The following is a 24,214-nucleotide window of genomic DNA, read 5'->3' as shown; positions in this document are numbered from 1 at the left end:
TCAACATCACTCAGCTCCATCTCGTCCCCCAGTGATCAACCGTTTTGCCTGACGACCATAGCGGTCTGGAACCACCTGATCCCATCCCGAACTCAGACGTGAAACAGACCTGCGCCGATGGTAGTGTGGCGTTGCCCATGTGAGAGTAGGTCATCGTCAGGCTCCTAATTCCTAAACCCCAGCATCCTCGATGCTGGGGTTTTTTATTGCCTGAAATTCGCGCCCTCATGACCTGCTCCCCTCTGGCTTAACCGTTTTCAGCTTAGTAATGTTCATCACTGACCCTGACCCCGAATTAGGTCCACCCAGAGTTGGAAAAATCCGGCTCCAGTTGCTTCTGTTTTCTTCGTGAAACCGCATGTTTTCTGGCGTAGTCCGAGGGCGTGCACCACTCCAATGCGGAATGGGGTCTGACTTGGTTATAGAAAGTCCTCCATGCTTCGATTTTCTCCATGGCGTCGGCCAGTGACAAGAACCAATTTTCATTCAGACATTCCTGCCGGAGTCGTCCATTGAACGATTCTACCGTTGCGTTGTCGGTAGGCTTCCCGGGCCGTGAGAAGTCGATTTCAATGTTTCGCTCATAGGCCCAGCGATCCATGACCTTGCCGGCAAACTCCGAACCGTTGTCGGTCTTTAGCACCTCCGGGTTGCCCCGGAAGCGCGCAATCGCCGTCAGGGCTTCCTGAACATCGTGGCCCTTCAGGCTCTGCCCAACCACAATGCCGAGGCACTCCCTGGTGAACAGATCAATGATCGTCAGGAGACGCAGACGTCGACCATCAAACAGCGCGTCTGAGACAAAATCCATGCCCCAGATGTGATTGGGATGGTTGGCCTGCTGTAGCGGCTGTCGGTTCTTGGCGGCCTTGTTACGCTTCGGACGCTTGAGGCGAAGTGACAACCCCTGGTCCCGATATAACCGGTAAACCCGTTTGTGATTATCACGCCAACCCTCCCGTTGCAGCTGGACGTGCACACGCCGGTAACCGTAGTGAAGCCGCGTGAGCGTGATCTCACGGATCCTCATCGACAGCGCCGACGAGTCCCTCGCCACCGATTGATAGCGATTAGACGCCCTGGAAAACTGCAAGACCGCGCACGCTTGGCGTTCGCTGACCCCATATCGCTTTTGTAGGTCAGCCACCAGTTGGCGTTTACGAGGCGGTCTCAGAGCTTTTTTGCCACCACGTCCTGAAGCATGGCCTTGTCCAGGCTTAGGTCCGCTACCAGCTTCTTAAGGCGATGATTCTCCTCCTCCAGCTGCTTGAGTCGCTTCAGCTCGGATGGCCCCAGGCCGCCATACTTCTTGCGCCAGTTGTAGAACGTGGCATCCGAGACGCCCATTTTCCGACAGACTTCCGGGACCGGCGTACCCAGCTCGGCTTGCTTCAGGGCGAAGGCAATCTGCTCTTCGGTGTAACGGGATCGCTTCATGGCATGATCTCCTGCTCAAGGCTCTATCATGCCGGATTTTCCAGTTTTAAATGGACCTAAATTCTGGGGTAGGGTCACTCACTCACCGCAGGCCGGTGATATACTCTCTTCATAATGAACGAAATCCTGGAATGGAGCCCTGCCAATGCCTGCCACTGATCACCTGGTCATCTTCGATACAACGCTCCGTGATGGTGAGCAAAGCCCCGGCGCCACCATGAACAAGGCGGAGAAACTCCGCATTGCGAAAGCTCTGGAAAAGCTCCGGGTGGATGTTATTGAGGCAGGATTCGCGATTGCCAGTCAGGGCGATTTCGAGGCGGTGAAAGCGATTGCCGAATCCATCAAGGACTCTACGATCTGCAGTCTCGCCCGAGCCCTCGACAAGGATATCGATCGTGCAGCTGAGGCCATCAGGCCAGCACAGCGCGGGCGTATTCACACGTTTATTGCCACGTCGCCCATTCACATGAAGCACAAGCTGCAGATGCAGCCCGATGAAGTGGTCGAGCAGGCGGTTCGCTCGGTCAAGCGGGCGCGGAGTCATGTCGACGACGTCGAGTTCTCCTGCGAGGATGCCGGACGCTCGGAATTGGACTTCCTGTGCCGGATCATCGAAGCGGCAATAGATGCCGGCGCCAGCACGATCAACATCCCGGATACAGTAGGTTATTCCATCCCCGAGCAGTTCGGTGAAACCATCCGTCAGTTAATGAGCCGGATTCCAAACGCCGACAAAACCATTTTCTCCGTGCATTGCCACAACGATCTCGGCTTGGCCGTCTCCAATTCTCTGGCGGCGGTTTCCCAGGGAGCTCGCCAGGTGGAGTGCACCATCAATGGACTGGGTGAGCGTGCCGGTAATGCGGCTCTTGAGGAAATTGTCATGGCGGTTCGTACTCGCCAGGATCTGTTCCACATAGACACTCGCATTGATGCGCAGCACATCGTGCCCGCGTCTCGTCTTGTTTCCACGATTACCGGTTTTCCGGTACAGCCCAACAAAGCCATCGTCGGCGCCAATGCCTTTGCCCATGAGTCCGGGATTCACCAGGATGGGGTCCTGAAGCATCGGGAGACCTATGAGATCATGCGGGCTCAGGACGTGGGGTGGCACACCAACAGCCTGGTATTGGGCAAGCATTCCGGGCGTAACGCGTTCCGTACCCGTTTGCTGGAGCTCGGGATTCAGTTTGAGACCGAGACGGAGCTGAACGAAGCCTTTACAAGGTTCAAGGCACTCGCAGATCTGAAGCATGAAATTTTCGACGAAGATCTGCAGGCGATTGCCAGTGATACCCGACAGAAAGAGGAAGATGGGCGGTATCGTCTGGTTTGTATGCAGGTATGCTCCGAGACGGGCGTAGTGCCAAAGGCCAATCTGACCCTGACGGTAGACGGTAAAGAGCACAAGGTTGAAGCAGAAGGGAGCGGGCCGGTCGATGCTACGTTCAAGGCAATCGAATCTCTGGTGGATTCAGGCTGTAACCTCCAGCTGTATTCCGTAAACAACATTACCAGCGGCACCGATGCCCAGGGTGAGGTAACTGTGCGTCTGGAACGCGGTGGCCGGATTGTTAATGGCGTCGGTGCCGATACTGATATTATCATCGCGTCCGCCAAGGCTTACATTGAGGCCCTGAACCTGATCAGTAAGGGCGGAATTCGACAGCATCCCCAGGTGGCGGATGTCTGAGCGCTTAAATTCGGTGGATCCCGACAGGCGAAGTTAATGATTGGATCAGAAGCAGAGCGTCAGTTTTATCTGGGGGCGGCCGGAATACGGATGTGGTATGCCCGGCAACCGTTGCCCGGTGCAGCGCCCAGTCCGGAGTTTGAGTTTCCTGAAGAGGCTGATGCTCCGGAGGCAAACCCTGGCATTTCCGAATCTGTACACCGCCCGGTAAGAGAGCCAGGCCGCCCGGCGCCGGGCAAGCCGACCGTGCCGGATCGAACTGAGGGCGTTGCCCGAATAGCGGATCTTCAGGCATTGATGGAAGGTGAGGCTGTCGTTCGAGGAAAAGCCTCGCGACAGCCCTCCGAATCGCCTTCCGTGTCGGAGGCCGCTACGGACTCTCCGAAGCCAGTGCCGGCCGAGGAAATGTCAGCGCGACCGTCCATAACCCCCTCTGAAAGCGTTAATCTCATGATTTGGGCGGGAAACGGTGCGGCGCTCATTGGGGGCATGTCCGCGGATGCCAGCGGTCGTCTGCAGGAAATCCTTGCGATAAATATCCTTAAAAGCCTCGGAGAGAATCAGCCTCGAGTTCTGGGGCATGTGTCCTGGCCCATCTTCAACAATCTGTTGGTGCCCGGGAACACCGGCCAGGACTTTGTCGAGGTGATGCGCAGTGTTCTGTCGGATCTGGATGGCCAGCAGGTTCTTGTCCTGCAGGGTGGAGAAGATTCAGAACCGAGCTGGTTGGTGGAGGCGCTTGGCCGTGACGCAGCAGTTCGGTTCCCCCACACCCTCGCTGAGATTGCCGGTAACCCGACACTGAAGCGGTCGCTTTGGCAACAAATACGGCCTATGGTTGCTCGTTAATGCCCTATCCGGAAACCTACCAAAAAGTTCTCGACGCCGATCTGCTGTTGCGGCTTCTGGCTCCTGAGGATGTTCCGGCTGTGCTTGATATAGAGCGCCAAGGTTATTCCCATCCCTGGAGCGAGTCGGTGTTTCTGGATTGTTTCAAGGAAAACTACCGGCTATGGGGTGCCTTCCATGGTGGCAAGCTGGTGGCGCACGCTGTCGTGGCCTATATGGTTGATGAAGCGCATTTACTGAATATCTGCGTCCACCCGAGAGCCCGCGGTGAGGGTGTGGGTCGCCATCTGCTGAGGCACGTTTTGGCCACCGCTGCCCATGAGGGCATGTCCCAGCTGTTGCTCGAAGTCAGGGCGAGCAATCATGCCGCCCTCGCTTTGTACCAGAATGAGGGCTTTCAGGAGATCGGCCAGCGCCCCGGGTATTATCCGGCTGCCAATGGAAGGGAGGATGCCCGGGTCCTGATGCTTGGCCTCGGTCAGTGATCACTGCAGTGCGAGTTAGCGTCAAAGCGGCATAGGGCCTATAATGGCCGCCTTTTCCAGAACTTCAGATTCAGGTTGCTTTTCGATTATGTCTAACCTTTCCCAGGAAGTGGCCAAGCGCCGCACCTTTGCCATTATCTCGCACCCGGATGCCGGTAAAACCACCATTACCGAGAAGGTGTTACTGTTCGGGCAGGCGATTCAGAAAGCCGGTACCGTCAAGGGAAAGAAGTCTGGCCAGCATGCCAAGTCTGACTGGATGGAGATGGAGAAAGAACGGGGCATCTCGGTAACAACTTCGGTCATGCAGTTTCCCTATGGCGGCAAGCTGGTAAACCTTCTGGATACGCCGGGCCACGAAGACTTCTCGGAAGACACCTACCGCACGCTCACGGCGGTGGACTCCTGTCTGATGGTTATCGACAGCGCCAAGGGTGTCGAGGAGCGGACCATCAAGCTGATGGAGGTTACCCGGCTGCGGGATACGCCGATTATCACCTTCATGAACAAGCTGGACCGGGACACCCGGGATCCTGTGGAGCTGATGGACGAGGTTGAGGAAGTTCTGAAAATTGCCTGCGCACCGATCACCTGGCCCATTGGCATGGGCAAGAGCTTCAAGGGGGTGTACCACCTCCTGCGGGATGAAGTCATCCTCTATCAGTCCGGTCAGGGCCACATGATTCAGGACAAGCGGGTTATCTCGGGCTTGGATAATTCGGAGCTGGATGAGGCGATTGGTGCTTATGCGGCCGACCTTCGTGACGAAATTGAATTGGTGAAAGGGGCTTCGCACGAGTTCGATCAGGAAGCCTTTCTTGCCGGCGAACTGACGCCGGTATTCTTTGGTACCGCACTGGGTAATTTCGGTGTCGACCACATGCTGGATGGTCTGGTGGAGTGGGCCCCGGCGCCGCAGCCACGGGAAACCGACCAGAGGCTGGTCCAGCCAGCGGAAGACGGGTTCTCTGGCTTCGTATTCAAGATTCAGGCGAATATGGATCCGCAACATCGAGACCGTGTTGCGTTCCTCCGCATTGTCTCCGGCAGTTACAATCAGGGCATGAAGGCCCGCCACGTTCGTATCGGCAAGGAAGTCCGATTCTCCGACGCCCTGACCTTCATGGCCGGCGACCGGGAGCACGCCGAGCAGGCCTTCGCCGGCGATATCATCGGCCTTCACAACCATGGCACTATTCAGTTGGGTGACACGTTTACTGCCGGGGATGACATGAAGTTCACCGGTATCCCTAACTTTGCGCCGGAGTTGTTCCGCCGGATTCGCCTGAAGGACCCGCTCAAGGCCAAGCAGCTCCAGAAAGGGCTGATTCAGCTTTCGGAAGAGGGTGCCGTGCAGGTATTCAGGCCGCTGCGTAACAACGACCTGATCGTCGGCGCAGTAGGTGTTCTGCAGTTCGACGTGGTCGTCAGTCGCCTGAAAAGCGAATACAAGGTGGAGGCCATCTATGAGCCGATTAACGTGGCTACTGCGCGGTGGGTCACTTGCACCGATGAGCGCAAGCTTGACGAGTTCCAGCGCAAGAACAACGACAACCTGGCCCTCGACGGCAGTGACAGGCTGGCCTACATAGCTCCGACTATGGTCAACCTGAATCTGGCCCAGGAGAGGTATCCGGACATCCAGTTCCACAAGACCCGGGAGCATTAACGATTCCGGGCGGAGGTAACTGTGCAGCTGATCGACGCCCATTGCCACTTTGATTTTCCGCAGTTCGACGGCCGCCGCGATGCAGAGCTCGACAAGGGCAAATCACGCGGACTCCGAGGGCTGGTGATCCCTGGTGTCAGGCGACCGGACTGGGATCGGGTCCGTGACACAGCCCTGGCCCATCAGGGGCTATTCTTTTGTCTCGGCATTCATCCCTGGTTTGTAGATGAGCACTCGGAAGCAGATCTGACTGAGCTTCGCCGGCTACTGGAGGCGTGCCCAGACCGCTGTGTAGGAATCGGTGAGTGCGGCCTTGACCGCCTCAAGGGCAACCTGGAGACCCAGTGGCCTTGGTTTGAGGTGCAAGTGGCGCTGGCTGATGAGTTGAACCTGCCGCTGGTGATTCACTCCGTCAAGACTCATGACGAAGTTCACGGTCTGCTCAATCGTCGGCAATGGCGTGGTCGAGCCCTGATTCACGGCTTCAGCGGAAGCTTCCAGCAGGCTGCAAAGCTGGTCGACCTTGGGTGCTTTATCGGGGTGGGGGGCGTGATCACCCATCCCCGGGCCCGAAAGACCCGCGACGCAATTGCAAGATTGCCACTAGAGGCGCTGGTGCTTGAGACTGACGCCCCAGACATGGCGCCGGAAGGCGTCCCGCAGGGAGAGAACTCCCCATGTTATCTACCGGATATTCTGGACGTGCTCGCGGAGCTCCGTGGTGAGTCGCCCGAGCAACTGGCGCCCGTGCTTCTGGGTAATGTGTCCCGATTATATGGTTGGCCCAGCGCCGGTATAGGGGAATAACGAAACGAACCTACACAGGGTTGGCTTTCCTCAATGGTTCGAGTATACTTCGCGCCCTGGCTTTTCAAGGCGATGTCATTATCTCAGCCCCGAATAATGACAGCGCAACACAGGTATGGAACCTCCTCCGGATGCCTTGCATTTACCGGTGGTGGTTTTTAACGTTTCTTATATAGCGTTCAAGGCGGAATCAATGAAGACTCTGAGTGCGAAACCAGAAACAGTAAAACGTGACTGGTACGTTGTAGACGCAGCCGGCAAGACGCTGGGTCGTCTGTCAACCGAAATCGCCCTACGTCTGCGGGGCAAGCATAAGCCTGAGTACACCCCTCACGTAGACACTGGCGATTACATTGTAGTGATCAACGCAAGCCAGGTGCGGGTTACCGGCAAGAAAGCATCTGACAAGATGTACTACAGTCATACCGGCTTTCCGGGTGGAATCAAATCCATCAACTTCGAGAAGCTGGTCGACAAGGCACCCGAGCAAATCATTCAGAAGTCTGTCAAAGGCATGCTTCCGAAAGGCCCGCTCGGTCGCGCCATGTTCAAGAAGCTGAAAATCTATGCCGGCGCTGAGCATCCTCACGCAGCCCAGCAGCCCAAAGAACTCGACATTTAACGGAAGGCGGATATGTCTGTAGCACAAAATTACGGTACTGGTCGCCGCAAGACATCCACGGCTCGGGTTTTTATCAAGCCGGGAAGCGGTAACATCTCTATCAATGGTCGCTCAATCGAAGATTTCTTCGGTCGTGACACTCTGCGCATGATCGTTCGTCAGCCGCTGGTGGTTGCCGAATCTACCGATCGTTTTGATATCCAAATCACCGTCAAGGGTGGTGGTATCAGTGGTCAGGCTGGCGCTATTCGCCACGGTCTGACCCGCGCTCTGATGGATTACGACGAAACTCTGCGTCCGGCGCTGCGCAAAGCGGGTTACGTTACCCGTGATGCGCGTGAAGTCGAGCGTAAGAAAGTGGGTCTGCGCAAGGCGCGTAAGCGTCCTCAGTACTCCAAGCGTTAATCACGCTGGAGCAGATCCTGGAAAACCCGGCCCTTTTCGGTCGGGTTTTTTTATGTTCCAGTGATTTGTCAGCAAATTGATCTGGAACAGTGATGAGGCGCCAGTGGCGGCTTTCCGACTTGTAAGCCCTTGGTAATTTCATTACCATTTGGGCGCTTATATTTTTGGGTTGTGAAGTCCTTTTAGATGCACATTGCCGGCTGCGTTGCGGGCTGTGACATCGCCTGATGGGAGAAAACCATAATGAGTAATGGCGACGTGAGCCAAGGCAGGCGCCGGTTTCTGATCGGTGCTACGTCTGTGGTGGGTGGAGTCGGCGTCGTCGGTGCGGCGGTTCCGTTCCTGGGGTCATGGAATCCCAGTGCAAAAGCGGAAGCGGCCGGTGCACCGGTAACCGTCAATATCAGCAAGATCGAGCCGGGCCAGCAGGTTACTGTGGAATGGCGAGGCAAGCCGGTCTGGATTATCCGCCGTACCGAAGAAATGCGGGCAAATATCGAAAAACTGAATGATCGGGTGAAAGATCCCCAGTCAGAGGCGCCGCAGCAGCCGCCGTATATTGAAGGCATTCTGCGTTCGCTGAAGCCGGAGTTTGCCGTGCTTGTAGGTCTGTGTACCCACCTTGGCTGTGTCCCGTCCTATCGCCCTGAGGTTGCTCCGGCGGATCTGGGTGATGAGTGGCTGGGCGGACTCTTTTGCCCGTGCCACGGTTCCCGCTACGATATGGCCGGCCGAGTTTATGAGGCGCAGCCTGCTCCCCTGAATCTGGAGGTGCCGCCCTATCGTTACGACGATGATGTGACCCTCACGATTGGTCTTGATCCGGAGGCAGCGTAATGAGCAAGTTACTCAACTGGGTAGACGAACGGCTTCCGGTCATTGATGCCTGGAACAAGCACCTTGGCAAGTACTACGCGCCGAAAAACTTCAACATGTGGTACTTCTTTGGTTCCCTCGCGATGCTGGTTCTCGTGAACCAGTTGGTCACGGGAATCTGGCTGACCATGAGCTACAACCCTTCGGCGGAAGGCGCGTTCGCGTCCGTTGAATACATCATGCGCGATGTCGAATGGGGCTGGCTGCTGCGTTACCTGCATTCCACCGGTGCCTCGGCATTCTTCATTGTGGTCTATCTCCACATGTTCCGGGGGCTGATGTACGGCTCCTATCAGAAGCCGCGTGAACTGATCTGGATCTTCGGTATGCTGATCTACCTGATCCTGATGGCTGAAGCGTTCATGGGCTACCTCCTGCCATGGGGCCAGATGTCCTACTGGGGTGCGCAGGTTATCGTTAACCTGTTCGGGGCTATCCCCGTGATCGGTGAGGATCTCTCTCTCTGGATTCGGGGTGACTACCTGATTTCCGGTATTACGCTCAACCGTTTCTTCGCACTGCACGTGGTAGCGCTGCCGATCGTTCTGCTGGGCCTGGTGGTGCTTCACATCCTGGCACTGCACGAAGTGGGTTCCAATAACCCTGACGGTATCGATATCAAGAAGAACAAGGACGAAAATGGTATCCCCAAAGACGGAATTCCGTTCCATCCTTATTACACCGTGCACGATCTGCTCGGAGTGGGCGTTTTCTTCTTCATCTTCTTTATTGTGGTGTTCTTCTTCCCGGAAGGTGGCGGGTTGTTCATCGAAAAACCGAACTTCGAGCCGGCAAACCCGTTGAAAACACCCAATCATATTGCGCCCGTTTGGTACTTCACTCCGTTCTACGCAATGCTGCGTGCGGTGACGATCGACCTGTTCGGTCTTGACGCAAAGTTCTGGGGTGTTGTTGTGATGGGTGCGGCAATCGCCATCCTGTTCGTACTGCCCTGGCTGGACAAGAGCCCGGTACGGTCCATGCGTTACAAAGGCTGGCTGAGCCGTATTGCACTGGCCATCTTCGTGGTGAGCTTTGTGATCCTCGGCTATCTCGGTCTTGTACCCGCTACCGAAGGGCGCACAATGGTTGCCCAGGTTCTGACGGTGCTGTACTTCCTCTACTTTATCCTCATGCCGTTCTATACGCGCATGGAGAAAACCAAGCCAGTTCCAGAGAGGGTGACAGGATAATGAGAAAGCTGATTTTTGGTCTTTTCATCGCGGTCCTGCCAGCTCTTGCGCTGGCAGCGGGTTCAACCGTGCCGCTGGACAGCTTTGAGTCAGATCATTCTGACAAGGCATCTCTCCAGCGCGGAGCGGCAACCTTTACCAACTATTGCATGGGTTGTCATTCCATGGAGTATGCGCGCTACAAGCGTGTGGCTGAGGATCTCGAAATTCCCGATGAGCTGTATGAGGAAAACCTGATCTTCACCGGCGCCAAAATTGGCGAGCTGATGAAAAACTCCATGAACAAGGACATGGCGGCTGACTGGTTCGGTGCTCCGCCACCGGATCTTACGCTCGAAACCCGTCTGCGTGGCGAAGCGTGGGTATATTCGTACCTTCGCGGTTTCTACAAGGACGAGTCCCGTCCGCTGGGCGTGAACAACGTGGTGTTCCCGGCTGTGGGTATGCCCCACGTTCTGGTTGGTATGCAGGGGCTTTGCGCCGTTGAGCCCAATATCGGTACCCCGGCCAGCGTGGAGCCTTTGAGTGGCAACATCAACAACGCTGACGTTTGTCCGGAGTACGCTATCGAGGGCAGCATGTCTGGAGCCGAGTTTGACCAGTCCATGTATGATCTGACCAACTTCATGTCTTACATGGCTGATCCGATCAAGCTTGAGCGTGAGCGTCTGGGGATCTTTGTCCTGATATTCGTGGCCATCTTCTTCGTGTTCGCCTACCTGCTCAATCGTGAGTACTGGAAGGACGTGCACTGAGAAATAGGGTATAATCCCGTTTCCTGAGTTCCAGCGGGCATAACCGGCCCGCTGGATTTTTGCGTTTTTTCAGGATCATTTCGGTTTGTTTACTCGTGAGGTAGTTCTATGGGCGTTGTGACCAAGCGGTCATCAATGACGTTTTTCTCGGATCCGGCCAGCCATTACAGCCACAGGGTGCGCATTGTTCTGGCAGAGAAGGGTGTTACCGTCGATATCGTTGATGTGGATCCGGACAATCCGCCGGCTGAGCTGGCCGACCTGAATCCGTATAACGCCCTGCCAACTCTGGTAGATCGTGATCTGGTGCTTTATGAGCCCAATATCATGATGGAGTACCTCGACGAGCGTTTCCCGCATCCGCCCCTGTTGCCGGTGTATCCGGTGGCCCGTGCCAACAGCCGTCTGATGATTCATCGGATTCAGAAAGACTGGTGCGGTCTGGTTGACCAGATCCTGGCACAGCCAAACGCCAAGGCTTCTGAAACAGCGCGCAAAGAGCTGAAAGAAAGCCTGTTGGCAACAGCGCCGCTGTTCGGAGAAATGCCGTTTTTTCTGTCTGAAGAGTTCACCATTGTGGACTGCTGTATCGCCCCTATCCTCTGGCGCCTTCCGTCGCTGGGTATTGAGCTGAACGAAAAGCAGGCCAAACCACTGCAGAAGTATATGGAGAGCATCTTCAGTCGGGAGGGGTTCAAGGCTAGCCTGTCCGATCTGGAAGAAGACATTCGCAGCTGATTTGGTAACGTTCCGCTGGCCGGAGCAGGAGAGTGGCAGTGGCTGAGAGTAAAAACACCATGACGTCCAGCCGCCCGTACCTGGTACGAGCATTCAATGAGTGGATTCTGGACAATGACTGTACCCCCTACATTGTGGTGGATGCAGGCATTCAAGGTGTGCAGGTGCCGACTGAGCATGTCGCGAACGGTCAGATCGTTCTGAATATCAGTCCGGGCGCCGTGCGCGGCCTGGTGATTGGTAACGGCGCATTGGAGTTCAGTGCCCGTTTCGGTGGGGTGCCCATGCAGGTGTTCATTCCGCTGCAGGCGGTTATGGCAATTTATGCTAAGGAAAACGGTGAGGGCATGGTATTCGGCAGCGAGCCCGGTTCCCCGGACCCTGACGGTAGCCCCCGTGAGCGTGAAGGCGAGCAGCCTTCATCCGGGCAGGAGGATCGTCCTTCGGGCAGGCCAACCCTCAAGGTTGTCAAATAAACCTCGCTCCATCGTTTCAAAAAAGCCAGCGTATGCTGGCTTTTTTATCCCCCGAAAATCTTCGCGTCGATCAGCCCACATAAGGCGTTAATGATGAGCAGCAACAGTGGCGTTGCTTCGGTGGAGCTGAGATCGTTTAGTGCAATTTCGTGATCTTCCGGATGCAATAGCGACGTTATGTCCGATTTTTCTCTGGCGCTGAGAACCACAACGCTCATTTCCCGGTCATGAGCGACCTGGATTGCCTGGATTAGGTTGGCCTTGTGGCCATCGTCGACAATCACGAACAGAAGGTCTCCCGGTTTGCCGATTGCCCGGACCTGGCGGGAGAAGGTGTCGTTGAAACGGTTATCCCGGCAGATCGCGGAATAGGTTGTCGCATCTGCGCCGAGATTGATGGCGGGCAGTGCAGGTCTGTCCTGGTCGAACCGGTTCAGAAGGGCGGTGCAGAAGTACTGGGCCAGAATATTGGCATTGCCATTGGCGCAGGTGATGATTTTTCCATCCTGGAGCAGCGTTCCCACGAAGGCATTGGCAACCTCCTCTATATCAGGGCCAACGGTGCTTGCGGCCTGTGCAGTATGCTCCATATGGCTGGCGAACCACTGATTGATCTGGTGTTCGGTGTCGGTCATTTTAGGTATCACTATCCTGCCAGAATTGCGTTCCTGATCCATTGTACCCGGTATCTTTTAACGGTACCCGGTCTGATGGCAACCACATCTATCCGCGAGAGGCTGTTCCAGAGTCCGTGCCTGTGCAGGTAGAACGACACGGCGCGAACAAGGCGTCTCTGTTTTGGGTAATTGATAGAGCTTGCAGGGTCAGCAAGACTGCCTGCCCCGCGATAGCGGACCTCAAAGAACACGAGAGCCTCACCATCTTGGCCGACCAGGTCGATTTCGCCGCCGCGATTGTAAACATTGCGCTCAATTATCCGGACGCCCCGACTGGCAAGGTATCGGGCAGCGACCCCTTCGAAATGATTGCCCAGGGTTTTGGTGCCATCCATGGCTACTGGTTTGCTCCTTTGATGTTATTCGCTGGGGGGTGTGGTTTCCTCTTGGGCGGTTTCTGACTCGCCCTCTTCGGTTACCGGTTCAGGAATGAACTCGGGAACGCCGTTGCGGAACTGGGCCCAGAGCTGTTCCCGATGGATGCTGCCCTGGTGTGTCATGGTCAGTACGCCAGTTTGCCCCGATATCGAGGCGCTTTCGACCTGTTTTAGCAACGGCAGGCGTTTGCTCAGGTGCCACGCATCGGCGCCCATGGCGAACAGGCGACCAGGTTGGCCACGGGTGCCAGACAGGTTTTCCGTGGCCCGGGTGCGCAGTTCGTTGTCGTCGCCCAGAACCCAGGGGATGTCGGTGAAAATAACACCGTTCAGGTCGCGGTCCCGGGACGGTGCGGGGGTCCCTTCATAAACAATGGAAGGCGAGTACACTGGCAGGTCACCGCCGAAATAAAAGGCGAACAGTGGCTTGAACTGCCGCGCAACAGTGGGTTCTGCCACCATCACGATAGCGTCGGCATCCTGCCGGCGCCTCGGCTCAAACTCGACGTTCATACCGATGGTCCGTTCAACCTGAATGGCCCTGTCCCGGGAAACAGTGATGCCCAGTAGGTCGGCCGTTACCGCCCGAAGGTTATCCTCCCGGTAGAAGCGTTCGATATCCAGCGCAACGCCTTCGTGGTAGGCCATGCGTTTCAGCAAAGCAGCCTCGACGCGATCGCCCCATTCGCCGCCCGGGATAAGAACCAGAACCTGACGCAGTTGTTCAGCGGCAAGCCGGTCGGCAATCTGACGCGCCTCGTCTTCAGCGGAAAGCCCGAATTGATAAAGTCCGTCAGCAGGCTTGGTATCGGCCGGCAGGTAATTCAGCCCTAGCGCGGGCACCGGCAGCGTATTCATTGAGCCAAGCCCGGCTAGAGCTTCTTTTTCCAGGGGGCCAACAATCAGGTCGATATCCTGTTCGGACAGCTGTTTGTAAAGATCGCTGAACGATGTGCCCGCCGTGTTGAAGATGCGAATGTCTGTTTTGCTCCGGTCAGCAGAGTCATCGAGGTAGTAGGCTGCCAGAAAGCCGTCGCGGATCGCCTTGCCAGCAGTCGCAAGGGGCCCCTCGAGGGGCAGGGCTAGAGCGATTTTTTCAGGGCGGCTTTCGGCCAGCGTGGCGATCAGTTGAAGCTCCGAGGGCAGTACTTGGGCCGCCGGATGACCGGGCCAGTTGTTCTGCCAGCCACGGATGATTCGGCCCTGCTCGTCAATGCCGGCGTCCGGTGTCCGGACGAGGCTAGCCAGTTCCAGCCATCCCTGGGCTTCGTAGCCGATGGCCTCGGCAGAGGCTGAGCTCAGCTCGCCGTCCGGAACCTGTTCCAGCAGGGACCAGACCCGGTTGTGAATCTGTTGTGCATCCGCGGTGTTGTCCGTCTGTGCCAGCAGAATTAGAGTCATGGCTGCAGGCATGGGCTCACCTGCCAGGTCGAAGGTGTCCGCCTGCAGGTTGGCTGCCCGGGCAATCAGGTCGGCCGGGTAGTCTATAAAGGTCGACGGGGTGAGTTCGCCGGCGATCTCTTTTGCCCAGGATTGATCTTCGAGGGCGGTGGCGCTTGCCATAGTCAGTAGCAGTTTCTGGTTGCCAAGCCCCGGAGCAGGTTGCGCCAGCTGCTGACTTTGAAGTAGCGTTCTGGCCGCCATGTGGTTGCCCTGGTCCTGGAACCTGTTGGCAATCCTAAGCAGGTACGCCTGAGCGGTTTCGATGTTGTCTTCGTTGCTGGCCAGTTCCAGAGCCTGGTCAGCGGTTTGTGCAACATGGGTTTCGAGATTCACGGTGGCGCAACCAGCCGACAATAGGGCGGCAGAAAATACGCTGGCCAGGGCTCGTTGATGAATGCGGATCTTTATCATGGCAGGCTCGACATACTCCGGATGATTGGGCTTGTAGCGCCAGACTAACGGTGGCAAGTTTAACAGCTCCGGGGTTAATTCACATGACGTAACTGTCACGGTTCCGGACTCCCCATCAGAGAGGCAGAAGCTTTGAAAAACGAGGTCAGCGATTTCCCGTCTTCAGATAGCCGGAAGGGAGAATCGAAAGGCACGCTCTATATTGTAGCCACGCCCATCGGCAATCTTGATGATCTGTCTCCACGGGCCACCCGGACGCTGGCCAGTGTGGATGTGGTGGCTGCCGAGGATACGCGCCACAGTGGTCGCCTGTTGAGCCATTTGGGTATACAGAAGCGAATGGTCGCCTTGCATGACCATAATGAAAAGGATCGCGCAGCCGGTATACTGACGGAACTGGAAGCCGGGCGTGATGTGGCTCTGGTCTCCGATGCCGGTACGCCGCTGATTTCGGATCCCGGTTATGTGCTGGTGCGCCAGGCCAGGGCTGCGGGCCATCGTGTCAGCCCGATCCCGGGGCCCTGTGCCCTGGTGGCGGCATTGAGTGCTGCCGGCCTGCCGACGGACCGCTTTCTGTACGTGGGCTTTCTACCGGCCAAACGCTCTGGTCGCAGGGCCAGTCTTGAGGCGTTGAGCACTGAACCGGCCACTCTGGTGTTCTACGAATCGCCCCACAGGATTCTGGAGTCGGTGCGGGACATTGCCGAAGTGCTTGGCGAAGATCGTGAGATGGTTCTGGGGCGGGAAATCACCAAGACCTTCGAAACCTTCTATTCCGGCTCGGTGGCGGAGGTTCTGGCGGAGTTGGAGCAGGACCCCCACGGAACCCGGGGAGAGTTTGTGGTGATGATTCGTGGTGCGATGGCTCAACCCGGTGACGATGACGCGGCGACCATGGATGTGGACCGGGTACTTCGGGTTTTGCTGGCGGAGCTGCCGGTGAAGAAGGTCGCCAAAATGGCCTCGGAGCTGACCGGGCTATCGAAGAATGAGCTTTACCAGCGGGCCCTGGCGCTGAAAGACGGCTGAACACCGTGGCAGTTTCTCTTGCAAGGCTCTGGGTGCAGGAGTATTGTCTCGCCCGAGCTCGCCAGACAGTCGCCGCCGGTTTTCCGGGGGAGGAAAGTCCGGGCTCCATAGGGTAAGGTGCCAGGTAACGCCTGGGCGGCGCGAGCCGACGGAAAGTGCAACAGAGAGTATACCGCCTAAGCGCCTTCGGGCGCCGGTAAGGGTGAAACGGTGCGGTAAGAGCGCACCGCGTGGCTGGCAACAGTCCACGGCGATGGCAAACCCCACCTGGAGCAAGACCAAATAGGAATCCAATGGCGTGGCCCGCGCTGGATTCGGGTAGGTTGCTTGAGGTCTGTGGTGACGCAGACCCTAGATGAATGACTGTCCAAGACAGAACCCGGCTTATCGGCGAGCTCGCTCTTTTTCCTTCCTGTAACGTCTGTCATTCTCAGCAGGCGTTCTTTATAGCTAAAAAATCTTAAACCTCACTTGCAGTCTTCAGACTTTTTTGCAGGTGTTTGATTTTGCTTCTTTTCTTTTCCGTAATCTCACCATTTCATCGAATCCAGCTCTGTAACCTCTTGTCATAAAAGGAAGTTTTCCAAGTGTGGCGCTGTTTGCGGCGCTTGCATTGTGTATTGCGTGTTTCTATAGTGTGCAGAAGTGGGAAAAAGTGGATTCTAGTGGTTTTTTGTGGATATCAGGCACCCAGAGACAGCGTAAATGAGCAATTTTCTCGGCAGTCATGCCATCAATATGGATGCGAAGGGTCGCCTGGCGATCCCCGCCAAGGTGCGCGAAGAGCTCGCGCAGGCCTGTGGTGGGCGCATTGTATTGACGGCGAACGCTGACGAGGAGCGGTGCCTGTTGCTTTATCCCGAGCCTGAATGGGAGGTTTTGCGGCCCAAAATCGAGGCGCTTCCGAACATGAACAAGGCGGCCCGGCGCCTGCAACGGCTGATTCTGGGTAATGCTGCGCCTATGGAGCTGGACTCTGCCGGACGCATCCTCATTCCGCCAACTCTGAGAAGCTATGCCCATCTGGAGAAAAAACTGATGCTGATCGGGCAGGGCAAGAAGCTTGAGCTCTGGAGCGAAGAGCGCTGGTTCGCCTGGCTCGATGAGTCCTCTGATGATGAAGAGATGCCGCCCGAGATGGAGGCGCTGTCCTTATGACCTCCGATCGCAGTCAGGAGGCCGGGGCGTCGTACTCGCATCGCTCGGTGCTCCTGGATTCGGCGGTCGACTATCTGGTCAACGACCCCGATGGCTATTACGTAGATGGCACCTTTGGACGGGGTGGCCACAGTCGCCTGATTCTGGGCCGCCTCGGAGAGTCGGGGCAGCTCCTTGGAATTGACAAGGATCCCGAAGCCATCCGCACAGCGAGAGAGCTGGAAGCTCAGGATAGCCGCTTCCACTGCTTTCATGGCTCTTTTGCGGAGCTTGGCAGCGCGGTAGCCGGTCAGGATTGGCAGACCGTTAACGGCGTTTTGCTGGATCTCGGCGTGTCATCGCCGCAGCTTGATGATGCATCTCGTGGTTTCAGTTTTATGCGCGATGGGCCGCTGGACATGCGCATGAATACCGAGCAATCGCCCAGTGCGGCGGAGTGGCTCGCAACGGCGGAGGAGTCCGATATCGCGAATGTGATCTTCCGCTATGGCGAGGAGAGGTTCTCCCGGCGCATTGCCCGGCTCCTGGTTGAGCGTCGGAAGGAAACGCCCGTCGAGACCACTCGCCAGTTGGCCGAGCTGGTCAGCGAGGCGGTGCCGAAAAAGGAAAAACACAAACATCCGGCCACCCGGACCTTTCAGGCCATCCGGATTTTTATCAACCGGGAGCTGGAGGATCTGGAGGTCGGTCTTCAGTCTGCCGTTGACCATCTGGCACCCGGCGGACGTCTGGTAGTCATCAGTTTTCATTCGCTGGAAGACCGACTGGTCAAGCGGTTTATGAGAGATCTGGCTCGCGGGCCACAACTGCCTAAAGGCGTTCCTGTAACCGCGGAACAGGAAGCCTCGGACTTCCGGCTCGTTGGTAAGGCCAGCAAGGCCGGCGCTGATGAAGTAAATGACAACGTACGTGCCCGCAGCGCAGTCATGCGGGTGCTGGAACGCACCGACATCAGGAAAAACTCGCAGGGGAGCGCGTAACCATGGGCGCGGTAGCCATTGAAGAGCCGGTAAAAACGGCGAAGCTCAACAAGCAGAAGGTCCGGGAGGGCGTTGCAACCGCGGTCCGGATTTCAAGGCAGGTTTTCGCTGCCACCAAGCAGGGCAAGGTGCTTGTCTCGCTTGGGCTGGTTGCCGTATTGCTGGCTTCCTCCATTGGTGTGGTGGTAAGTGCCCATGAGAACCGGGAGCTTTTTAATACCCTGTCGCAGCTTCAGTCCGAGCGCGACCGTTATCAGAGCGAATGGAGCCAGCTTCTGCTCGAGCAGAGCGCGTTGAGCGCCCATGGCCGGGTGGAAAAGCTGGCAGCTGAACGTTTCAGCATGGTGGTGCCGGGGCGTCAGGATATTGTGCTGGTGCCACTGATGTCGCCGGTTGTCAGCCGGTAATTAACGAGAACAACAACGATTCAGGGTGATCGACGTGTCCGATCAGGGAAAGACGACAACATGGGGGCAGCGTTTGGCGTCCGGGCTGGCAGCCTGGCGCTTTGGCTCCGTCGTGGGCGTCTTTCTCCTGGTGGTGGGTGTGCTTGGCTGGCGCCTGGTCGACCTCCATGTCGTTGATAACGATTTTCTCCGCAAGCAGGGCGATGTCCGAACCATCCGGGTTGAAAGTATTGATGCCCATCGTGGCGTAGTCACCGATCGCTACGACGAGCCGCTGGCGGTCAGTACTCCGGTGCAGACCATCTGGGCGAATCCTTCTGAAGCCGATCCTTCCGAGGCAAGACTTGCCAACCTCGCGCGGCTTCTTCGCATCAACGAAGCCTCACTCCGGCAACGTCTCGAAGAATACTCCGGACGGGAATTCATCTATCTGCGCCGCAAGGTTCAGCCGGATCTGGCCGGAAAGGTCCTCGGGTTGGAGATTGACGGGATATACGCCCGTCAGGAGTACCGTCGTTATTACCCCGCGGGCGAAGTGACCGCTCACGTTGTGGGTTTTACGGATATTGACGAGCGCGGGCAGGAAGGGATCGAGCTCGCCTACAACCAGTGGCTATCCGGTGAAACCGGCCGAAAGCGGGTCCTGAAAGACAACCGGGGCCGTGTCATTAAGGATCTGACCCTGATTCGCGACGCCACCCCCGGTCAGAATCTCGCGCTCAGCATTGATTTGCGCCTTCAGTACCTGGCTTATCGGGAGCTCAAGGCGGTTGTGGCGGCTCACAATGCCAGAGGCGGTACACTGGTCATGCTCGACGTGGATACCGGTGAAGTCTTGGCGATGGTCAACCAGGGGTCCTACAACCCCAATGACCGCAGTCAGCTCGCAGCAGAAAATCTCCGGAACAAGGCCATCACCGACCTTTTCGAGCCCGGCTCAACCATGAAGCCGATTACCATGGCGGCTGCTCTGGAGTCTGGCAACTACTCGGTTAATAGCACTATTGATACCAATCCAGGTTTCCGCCGTTTTGGTCGTTTCACTATCCGGGACCATCGCAACTATGGCGTCATGGATATGTCCGAGATTATTGTCAAATCCAGCAACGTCGGAATCAGCCGGATTGCCACCGACCTCGGCGGCGATGTGATCCGCAATCTCTACGCCCGCCTGGGCCTTGGGCAGCCGACCGGTATCGGTTTTCCCGGCGAAGCGGTGGGCGTACTGCCATCGCCACCCAAGTGGCGACCGGTGGAAGAGGCAACGCTGTCTTACGGTTACGGGATGAGTGTGAACGCCCTTCAACTGGCCCAGGCCTATATGGTGATCGCCAATGGTGGTGTGCGCTACCCCCTGAGTCTGGTTCGACAGGATCAGAAACCAGAGGGGCAGCGAGTGCTTTCGGAGCAGGTCACCCTTCAGGTTCGCACTATGCTGCGCGAGGCTGTTTCAAGGGGTACTGGCAAACGTGCCCAGCCGGGATTCTACTCGGCCGGCGGCAAGACCGGGACGGTTCACCTTGTTGGGGCCCAGGGTTACGAGGATAGCCAGTACAAGGCGATTTTTGCCGGTATGGCGCCTATTGATAACCCCAGGCTGGTTACGGTTGTGGCCGTTGATGCGCCGCAGTCCGGAGAATACTACGGTGGTGAAGTAGCCGCGCCAGTATTCTCACGGGTAATGAGTGACGCACTGCGACTGTTGAATGTGAAGCCTGAACTGGAAGTGGGAGGGGCCAAAGGGGCTTCTTCTGTATCCGGAGAGCGAGGGTAGGCCTATGTGCATCACATCTCTTAGCACATTATTACAGGGTATCGTGGCGGTTCCGTCGGTGTTTGACGTGACCATTCACGGGCTGAAAACCGACAGCCGGGAGGTGGCCTCCGGCGACGCCTTTATCGCCCTCGCGGGTACCCGAACGCCGGCTGATTTTTATGTCGACAAGGCCATTGAGGCGGGTGCGACCGTTATTCTGCTGGAAGCCGAACAGGCCGGTGAGTGCACAGAGCGACACGGCGCCCTGATTGTGCCTGTTGCCGACCTGCGCAGTCTGGTGGGCCGGATCGCCGACCGCTTCTTCGAGCATCCGTCGCAACGGCTTCGCCTGATCGGTGTGACCGGGACCAATGGCAAAACGTCGGTCTGCCAGTACGTCGCCCAGCTACTCAAGGAAACGGGGACCCCCTGTGGCATCCTTGGGACCCTGGGTTACGGCATGCTCGGTGCCCTTCAGCCGGCGACCCACACAACGCCGGATGCAGTGCAGGTAAATCGGGTTCTGTCCCGGATCGTGAAACAGGAAGGTCGCGCTGCGGTAATGGAGGTGTCTTCCCACGCCCTCGATCAGGGGCGCGTGGATAACCTCTCCATGACCGGGGCCGTGTTTACCAATCTGACCCGTGACCATCTGGACTATCACGGCTCCATGGAAGCCTATGGCGCCGCGAAGGCCCGGCTGTTCCAGCGCGAAGAGCTGCACTTTTCGGTTATCAACTTTGACGATCCTTTCGGTCGACAGTTGTTCGAGCAGCTGGAGGGCAAATGTGATCGCGTGCGCTACAGCCTCCACGAAGCCCAGACCGAGCTCTGGTTGCGGGAGTTCCGCCCAACCGACGAGGGCTTTGAGGCTGAAGTGGATGGCGAATGGGGCCGGTTCGTCGTCACGGTTCCCTTGATGGGCAGTTTCAACGCGAGCAATGTGTTGGCCGCGATGGCAACGGTCCTCACACTCGGTGTTCCGGTCGAGCGTGCACAGCGGGCCGCCGGCCGACTCACGCCGCCCCCTGGCAGGCTCGAAAGATTCGGTGGTGCCAATGGTGTCAGAGTGGTGGTCGATTACGCCCATACCCCGGATGCCCTGGCAAATGCGCTGGCAGCTCTGCGCCCGCATGTGGCCGGTGAACTGATTTGTGTATTTGGCTGCGGCGGTGACCGCGATGCCGGTAAACGTCCGGAAATGGCCCGGGAAGCCGAGAAGCTTGCAGACCGTGTGGTGGTTACCGATGACAACCCTCGTGGTGAGGATCCCCGGGCCATTGCGCAGGATATTCTTGCCGGATTTTCGGATACGGCGCAGGTGTCTGTTATCCACGACCGGGCTGAAGCCATCCGGTCGGCGATCCGTTCGGCCACTCCGAACGACCTCGTTCTGATCGCAGGAAAAGGGCACGAGGCTTACCAGGAAATCGCCGGCCAGAAATACCCGTTCAGCGATGCAGAGCAGGTTCGCCACATCTTGAAACTCAATGGGGGTGTGGCATGATGCGCGCCTTTTCGTTGGCGGAAGCCAAGAGTTGGCTGGGTGCCGAGTGCACTTCGGGCGATCTTGCGTCAGTGAGCTTCAGCGGGGTATCCACCGATACCCGTACCCTGGAGCAGGGGCAGCTGTTCCTGGCGCTGCGAGGCGAAAATTTTGATGGCCACCGTTTCCTGCAACAGGCGCTGGATAAGGGCGCAGTTGGCCTGGTGGTCGATGCGCCTGACAGCAGTGTTGACCTGCCCCAACTGGTGGTAGGCGACACTCTGGAGGCTCTGGCCCGGCTCGCGTCGGCCAACCGTGAAGAAAGCAAAGCCGGCATTCTTGCGATCACTGGTAGCAGCGGCAAGACCACGGTCAAGGAGATGTGCGCTGCCATTCTCTCGCAGATGGGCGCGACGCTTTCGACAAAAGGCAACCTGAACAATCACATCGGAGTTCCGCTTACGCTGTTTGGGCTTTCGCCGGAACACCAGTATGGCGTGATCGAACTGGGTGCCAGCGGGCTGGGAGAGATTGCCCATACCGTTGCCCTGGCGAAGCCCTGCGTCGCCATCCTCACCAATGCGGGGGAGGCTCATCTGGAAGGATTTGGCAGCTACGAGAATATTGTCCTTGCCAAAGGCGAAATCATTGATGGCGTGGCGGCAGACGGGCTGATGGTGCTCAACCGTGACGACCCGGCTTTCGGGCAGTGGCAAAAGCGTGCCGGAGCGCGCCGCGTCGCCGGGGTCAGCCGTCTCGGTGCCGAGGCGGATTATCACGCGGTCATCGAGAGTCAGGACGGCGGAAGCCGAACCATTCAGGTGAGCGGCCCGGACGGCTGGCAGTGCCGGGTCAACCTGGGACTGGAGGGCGATCACAACATCACCAACATGCTGCTTGCCATTGCTGCTACCCGCGAGCTGGGTGCCAGTGATCAGGCGATTGTTGACGGGCTGGCCAGTGTTGCACCGGTGAAAGGGCGGCTTCAGGTCCTGAAGCTTTCGCCGGAACTGACATTGATTGACGACAGTTACAACGCTAACCCTTCGTCCATGAAAGCTGCGCTTGGAGTTCTGGCAGGGCGCGATGGTCAGAAGGTTGCGGTACTCGGTGCCATGGCAGAGCTTGGCACAGAAGCCAGTTCGTTGCACCACGAAGTTGGAGCGTGCGCCCGGGAGCTCGGTATCGATCGACTGATCACCGTGGGGCCGGGCTGTGAAGGTTATGCCGACGGGTTTGGAGAGTCCACGGAACTTGGGCTGAGCCATGAGCAGGCCGTTGAATCGGCTGTTGGAGATAAAAACACACCGTTGACAGTGTTGGTCAAGGGTTCTCGCAGTTCCGCCATGGAGCGTGTGGTGGAGGGAATTAAAGAAAAGGTGAATAACTCATGCTGCTCTGGCTGACAGAGGTCTTATCACAGTATTTCTCTGCACTGACGGTGTTTCAGTACCTGACCCTGCGTGGAATCCTGGGCACACTCACCGCGCTGCTGATTTCGCTGATCATTGGCCCGGTGATGATCCGCAAGCTCAGCCAGTACCAGATTGGCCAGGCGGTAAGGGATGACGGTCCCCAGACCCATCTCAGCAAGGCCGGCACGCCGACCATGGGTGGTGCACTGATCCTGGTGGCCATCGGCATCAGTACGCTGCTCTGGGCGGATCTTGGCAACCGCTACGTCTGGGTTACCCTTCTGGTGACGCTGCTTTTCGGCGCGATCGGCTGGGTTGATGACTATCGAAAAGTGGTGGAGCGCAACCCAAGAGGTCTGCCAGGCCGCTGGAAATACTTCTGGCAGTCGGTCATTGGTGCCACGGCGGCGGTGGTGCTGTTCTTCAGCTCGACGTTGCCGCAGGAGACCTCTCTGTATGTGCCGTTCGTAAAGCAGGTGTCCCTCACGCTTGGCCCGGTATTGTTCATTCTGCTCAGCTATTTCGTCATTGTCGGTAGCAGCAACGCGGTCAACCTTACTGACGGTCTGGATGGACTCGCCATCATGCCGACGGTGATGGTAGCCGGCGCACTCGGCATCTTCGCTTACCTGTCCGGGCACGCCCAGTTCGCAAACTACCTGCTGATCCCGCACCTTCCGGGCACCGGGGAGCTTATCGTTTTCTGCGGCGCCCTTGTCGGGGCCGGGCTTGGTTTCCTCTGGTTCAACACCTACCCGGCCCAGGTATTCATGGGGGATGTGGGCGCTCTGGCCCTCGGGGCCGCCCTGGGTGTAGTTGCGGTTATTGTTCGCCAGGAAATTGTCCTGTTCATCATGGGCGGGGTGTTCGTGATGGAGACCATATCGGTGATCCTGCAGGTTGCGTCGTTCCGTCTGACCGGGCGGCGGATCTTTCGCATGGCGCCGCTGCACCACCACTTTGAGTTGAAAGGCTGGCCGGAGCCGAGAGTGATCGTCCGGTTCTGGGTTATCACCGTCGTTCTGGTCCTGATTGGCATCGCCAGTCTGAAACTGAGATAGGAAAAT

Annotated in this window: 24 protein-coding genes, 1 rRNA gene and 1 other RNA gene; 22 read left to right on the top strand and 4 right to left on the bottom strand. The window is 57.4% G+C overall.

The window, feature by feature from the left end; translation table 11 throughout:
* Window positions 1–47: 47 nt before the first annotated feature.
* Window positions 48–162, top strand: a 5S ribosomal RNA gene (rrf, locus tag CFT65_RS17030).
* Window positions 163–295: 133 nt separating this feature from the next.
* Here rrf and CFT65_RS17025 read toward each other — a convergent pair.
* Window positions 296–1,437 (bottom strand): IS3 family transposase gene (locus tag CFT65_RS17025; protein ID WP_088828050.1). Its coding sequence is split into 2 segments (ribosomal slippage): window positions 296–1,185 and window positions 1,185–1,437, totalling 1,143 coding nucleotides; the frame shifts between segments, so codons are not numbered across the junction.
* A 145-nt stretch (window positions 1,438–1,582) separates the two neighbouring features.
* Between CFT65_RS17025 and CFT65_RS17020 the strand changes: the two genes are divergently transcribed.
* The 12 genes from CFT65_RS17020 (at window position 1,583) to CFT65_RS16965 (ending at window position 12,008) form a co-directional block, all read left to right on the top strand.
* Window positions 1,583–3,133: a 2-isopropylmalate synthase gene (locus tag CFT65_RS17020; protein WP_088829224.1), complete on the top strand. Its 1,551-nt coding sequence runs from the start codon at window positions 1,583–1,585 to the stop codon at window positions 3,131–3,133.
* Window positions 3,134–3,169: 36 nt separating this feature from the next.
* Window positions 3,170–3,982 (top strand): 2-isopropylmalate synthase, encoded by an 813-nt coding sequence (locus tag CFT65_RS17015; protein ID WP_088829223.1) that lies wholly within the window; start codon window positions 3,170–3,172, stop codon window positions 3,980–3,982.
* On the top strand, window positions 3,982–4,467 hold the full coding sequence (rimI, locus tag CFT65_RS17010; RefSeq protein ID WP_088829222.1) for a ribosomal protein S18-alanine N-acetyltransferase: 486 nt from the start codon (window positions 3,982–3,984) through the stop codon (window positions 4,465–4,467). The genes CFT65_RS17015 and rimI overlap by 1 nt, the downstream gene beginning before the upstream one ends.
* Before the next feature lie 88 nt (window positions 4,468–4,555).
* Window positions 4,556–6,136, top strand: coding sequence for a peptide chain release factor 3 (gene prfC, locus CFT65_RS17005; protein WP_088829221.1), 1,581 nt, complete (start codon window positions 4,556–4,558; stop codon window positions 6,134–6,136).
* 21 nt (window positions 6,137–6,157) lie between these two features.
* Window positions 6,158–6,943, top strand: coding sequence for a TatD family hydrolase (locus CFT65_RS17000; RefSeq protein WP_088829220.1), 786 nt, complete (start codon window positions 6,158–6,160; stop codon window positions 6,941–6,943).
* A gap of 193 nt (window positions 6,944–7,136) precedes the next feature.
* Window positions 7,137–7,565 carry a 50S ribosomal protein L13 gene (gene rplM / locus CFT65_RS16995; protein WP_008176556.1) on the top strand — a complete coding sequence of 143 codons (429 nt, stop codon included), beginning with the start codon at window positions 7,137–7,139 and terminating at the stop codon, window positions 7,563–7,565.
* Between the two features lie 12 nt (window positions 7,566–7,577).
* Window positions 7,578–7,970 carry a 30S ribosomal protein S9 gene (rpsI, locus tag CFT65_RS16990; protein WP_069184011.1) on the top strand — a complete coding sequence of 131 codons (393 nt, stop codon included), beginning with the start codon at window positions 7,578–7,580 and terminating at the stop codon, window positions 7,968–7,970.
* Between the two features lie 243 nt (window positions 7,971–8,213).
* Window positions 8,214–8,807: a ubiquinol-cytochrome c reductase iron-sulfur subunit gene (petA, locus tag CFT65_RS16985; protein ID WP_088829219.1), complete on the top strand. Its 594-nt coding sequence runs from the start codon at window positions 8,214–8,216 to the stop codon at window positions 8,805–8,807.
* Window positions 8,807–10,039 carry a cytochrome b gene (locus CFT65_RS16980; RefSeq protein WP_088829218.1) on the top strand — a complete coding sequence of 411 codons (1,233 nt, stop codon included), beginning with the start codon at window positions 8,807–8,809 and terminating at the stop codon, window positions 10,037–10,039. The genes petA and CFT65_RS16980 overlap by 1 nt, the downstream gene beginning before the upstream one ends.
* Window positions 10,039–10,794 carry a cytochrome c1 gene (locus CFT65_RS16975; protein WP_088829217.1) on the top strand — a complete coding sequence of 252 codons (756 nt, stop codon included), beginning with the start codon at window positions 10,039–10,041 and terminating at the stop codon, window positions 10,792–10,794. The genes CFT65_RS16980 and CFT65_RS16975 overlap by 1 nt, the downstream gene beginning before the upstream one ends.
* Before the next feature lie 108 nt (window positions 10,795–10,902).
* Window positions 10,903–11,532 carry a glutathione S-transferase N-terminal domain-containing protein gene (locus CFT65_RS16970; RefSeq protein WP_008176545.1) on the top strand — a complete coding sequence of 210 codons (630 nt, stop codon included), beginning with the start codon at window positions 10,903–10,905 and terminating at the stop codon, window positions 11,530–11,532.
* A gap of 59 nt (window positions 11,533–11,591) precedes the next feature.
* Window positions 11,592–12,008, top strand: a complete 417-nt coding sequence (locus CFT65_RS16965; protein WP_172408518.1) for a ClpXP protease specificity-enhancing factor — start codon at window positions 11,592–11,594, stop codon at window positions 12,006–12,008.
* Window positions 12,009–12,052: 44 nt separating this feature from the next.
* Here the strand turns inward: CFT65_RS16965 and CFT65_RS16960 are convergent, their stop codons facing one another.
* From CFT65_RS16960 to CFT65_RS16950, 3 genes are read right to left on the bottom strand one after another with little or no spacing between them, the layout of a single operon-like run.
* Complete coding sequence (locus CFT65_RS16960) at window positions 12,053–12,643, bottom strand: SIS domain-containing protein (RefSeq protein ID WP_088829215.1); 591 nt, start codon at window positions 12,641–12,643, stop codon at window positions 12,053–12,055.
* A gap of 11 nt (window positions 12,644–12,654) precedes the next feature.
* A complete protein-coding gene (locus tag CFT65_RS16955; protein ID WP_088829214.1) occupies window positions 12,655–13,020 on the bottom strand; it encodes a YraN family protein in 366 nt (121 codons plus the stop codon).
* Window positions 13,021–13,044: 24 nt separating this feature from the next.
* The gene (locus CFT65_RS16950; RefSeq protein WP_228705881.1) at window positions 13,045–14,973 is read right to left on the bottom strand and encodes a penicillin-binding protein activator; all 1,929 of its coding nucleotides are present in this window, start codon (window positions 14,971–14,973) and stop codon (window positions 13,045–13,047) included.
* 75 nt (window positions 14,974–15,048) lie between these two features.
* On the opposite strand from CFT65_RS16950, the gene rsmI reads away from it, so the two are divergent.
* The 9 genes from rsmI (at window position 15,049) to mraY (ending at window position 24,208) form a co-directional block, all read left to right on the top strand.
* On the top strand, window positions 15,049–15,945 hold the full coding sequence (gene rsmI, locus CFT65_RS16945; RefSeq protein WP_088829212.1) for a 16S rRNA (cytidine(1402)-2'-O)-methyltransferase: 897 nt from the start codon (window positions 15,049–15,051) through the stop codon (window positions 15,943–15,945).
* Between the two features lie 53 nt (window positions 15,946–15,998).
* An RNA gene (gene rnpB, locus CFT65_RS16940) (RNase P RNA component class A) lies at window positions 15,999–16,348 on the top strand.
* Between the two features lie 302 nt (window positions 16,349–16,650).
* Window positions 16,651–17,103: a division/cell wall cluster transcriptional repressor MraZ gene (gene mraZ, locus CFT65_RS16935; RefSeq protein WP_064227001.1), complete on the top strand. Its 453-nt coding sequence runs from the start codon at window positions 16,651–16,653 to the stop codon at window positions 17,101–17,103.
* Window positions 17,100–18,083 carry a 16S rRNA (cytosine(1402)-N(4))-methyltransferase RsmH gene (gene rsmH, locus CFT65_RS16930; RefSeq protein WP_088829211.1) on the top strand — a complete coding sequence of 328 codons (984 nt, stop codon included), beginning with the start codon at window positions 17,100–17,102 and terminating at the stop codon, window positions 18,081–18,083. The genes mraZ and rsmH overlap by 4 nt, the downstream gene beginning before the upstream one ends.
* Before the next feature lie 2 nt (window positions 18,084–18,085).
* Window positions 18,086–18,490, top strand: a complete 405-nt coding sequence (gene ftsL / locus CFT65_RS16925) for a cell division protein FtsL (protein WP_088829210.1) — start codon at window positions 18,086–18,088, stop codon at window positions 18,488–18,490.
* A gap of 34 nt (window positions 18,491–18,524) precedes the next feature.
* Window positions 18,525–20,264 carry a peptidoglycan D,D-transpeptidase FtsI family protein gene (locus tag CFT65_RS16920; RefSeq protein WP_088829601.1) on the top strand — a complete coding sequence of 580 codons (1,740 nt, stop codon included), beginning with the start codon at window positions 18,525–18,527 and terminating at the stop codon, window positions 20,262–20,264.
* Between the two features lie 4 nt (window positions 20,265–20,268).
* On the top strand, window positions 20,269–21,753 hold the full coding sequence (locus tag CFT65_RS16915; protein ID WP_088829209.1) for a UDP-N-acetylmuramoyl-L-alanyl-D-glutamate--2,6-diaminopimelate ligase: 1,485 nt from the start codon (window positions 20,269–20,271) through the stop codon (window positions 21,751–21,753).
* Window positions 21,750–23,138 (top strand): UDP-N-acetylmuramoyl-tripeptide--D-alanyl-D-alanine ligase, encoded by a 1,389-nt coding sequence (locus CFT65_RS16910; RefSeq protein ID WP_088829208.1) that lies wholly within the window; start codon window positions 21,750–21,752, stop codon window positions 23,136–23,138. Before CFT65_RS16915 ends, CFT65_RS16910 begins: the two co-directional genes overlap by 4 nt.
* Complete coding sequence (gene mraY / locus CFT65_RS16905; protein ID WP_088829207.1) at window positions 23,123–24,208, top strand: phospho-N-acetylmuramoyl-pentapeptide-transferase; 1,086 nt, start codon at window positions 23,123–23,125, stop codon at window positions 24,206–24,208. The genes CFT65_RS16910 and mraY overlap by 16 nt, the downstream gene beginning before the upstream one ends.
* Window positions 24,209–24,214 lie beyond the last annotated feature (6 nt).

It is taken from the genome of Marinobacter sp. es.048 (genome assembly GCF_900188435.1).
GTDB lineage: Bacteria > Pseudomonadota > Gammaproteobacteria > Pseudomonadales > Oleiphilaceae > Marinobacter.
This window is presented reverse-complemented; position numbering and strand designations above follow the sequence as displayed.

Bases quoted from the DNA above. Each gene is read 5' to 3' on its own strand.
- rsmH (WP_088829211.1), top strand. From the start codon at position 17,100: ATGACCTCCGATCGCAGTCAGGAGGCCGGGGCGTCGTACTCGCATCGC.
- CFT65_RS16970 (WP_008176545.1), top strand. From the start codon at position 10,903: ATGGGCGTTGTGACCAAGCGGTCATCAATGACGTTTTTCTCGGATCCG.
- rimI (WP_088829222.1), top strand. From the start codon at position 3,982: ATGCCCTATCCGGAAACCTACCAAAAAGTTCTCGACGCCGATCTGCTG.
- prfC (WP_088829221.1), top strand. From the start codon at position 4,556: ATGTCTAACCTTTCCCAGGAAGTGGCCAAGCGCCGCACCTTTGCCATT.
- CFT65_RS17015 (WP_088829223.1), top strand. From the start codon at position 3,170: ATGATTGGATCAGAAGCAGAGCGTCAGTTTTATCTGGGGGCGGCCGGA.
- CFT65_RS16975 (WP_088829217.1), top strand. From the start codon at position 10,039: ATGAGAAAGCTGATTTTTGGTCTTTTCATCGCGGTCCTGCCAGCTCTT.
- CFT65_RS16980 (WP_088829218.1), top strand. From the start codon at position 8,807: ATGAGCAAGTTACTCAACTGGGTAGACGAACGGCTTCCGGTCATTGAT.
- mraZ (WP_064227001.1), top strand. From the start codon at position 16,651: ATGAGCAATTTTCTCGGCAGTCATGCCATCAATATGGATGCGAAGGGT.
- ftsL (WP_088829210.1), top strand. From the start codon at position 18,086: ATGGGCGCGGTAGCCATTGAAGAGCCGGTAAAAACGGCGAAGCTCAAC.
- CFT65_RS17020 (WP_088829224.1), top strand. From the start codon at position 1,583: ATGCCTGCCACTGATCACCTGGTCATCTTCGATACAACGCTCCGTGAT.
- CFT65_RS16960 (WP_088829215.1), bottom strand. From the start codon at position 12,643: ATGACCGACACCGAACACCAGATCAATCAGTGGTTCGCCAGCCATATG.
- rplM (WP_008176556.1), top strand. From the start codon at position 7,137: ATGAAGACTCTGAGTGCGAAACCAGAAACAGTAAAACGTGACTGGTAC.
- mraY (WP_088829207.1), top strand. From the start codon at position 23,123: ATGCTGCTCTGGCTGACAGAGGTCTTATCACAGTATTTCTCTGCACTG.
- petA (WP_088829219.1), top strand. From the start codon at position 8,214: ATGAGTAATGGCGACGTGAGCCAAGGCAGGCGCCGGTTTCTGATCGGT.
- CFT65_RS16955 (WP_088829214.1), bottom strand. From the start codon at position 13,020: ATGGATGGCACCAAAACCCTGGGCAATCATTTCGAAGGGGTCGCTGCC.
- CFT65_RS16910 (WP_088829208.1), top strand. From the start codon at position 21,750: ATGATGCGCGCCTTTTCGTTGGCGGAAGCCAAGAGTTGGCTGGGTGCC.
- rpsI (WP_069184011.1), top strand. From the start codon at position 7,578: ATGTCTGTAGCACAAAATTACGGTACTGGTCGCCGCAAGACATCCACG.
- CFT65_RS16965 (WP_172408518.1), top strand. From the start codon at position 11,592: ATGACGTCCAGCCGCCCGTACCTGGTACGAGCATTCAATGAGTGGATT.
- CFT65_RS16915 (WP_088829209.1), top strand. From the start codon at position 20,269: ATGTGCATCACATCTCTTAGCACATTATTACAGGGTATCGTGGCGGTT.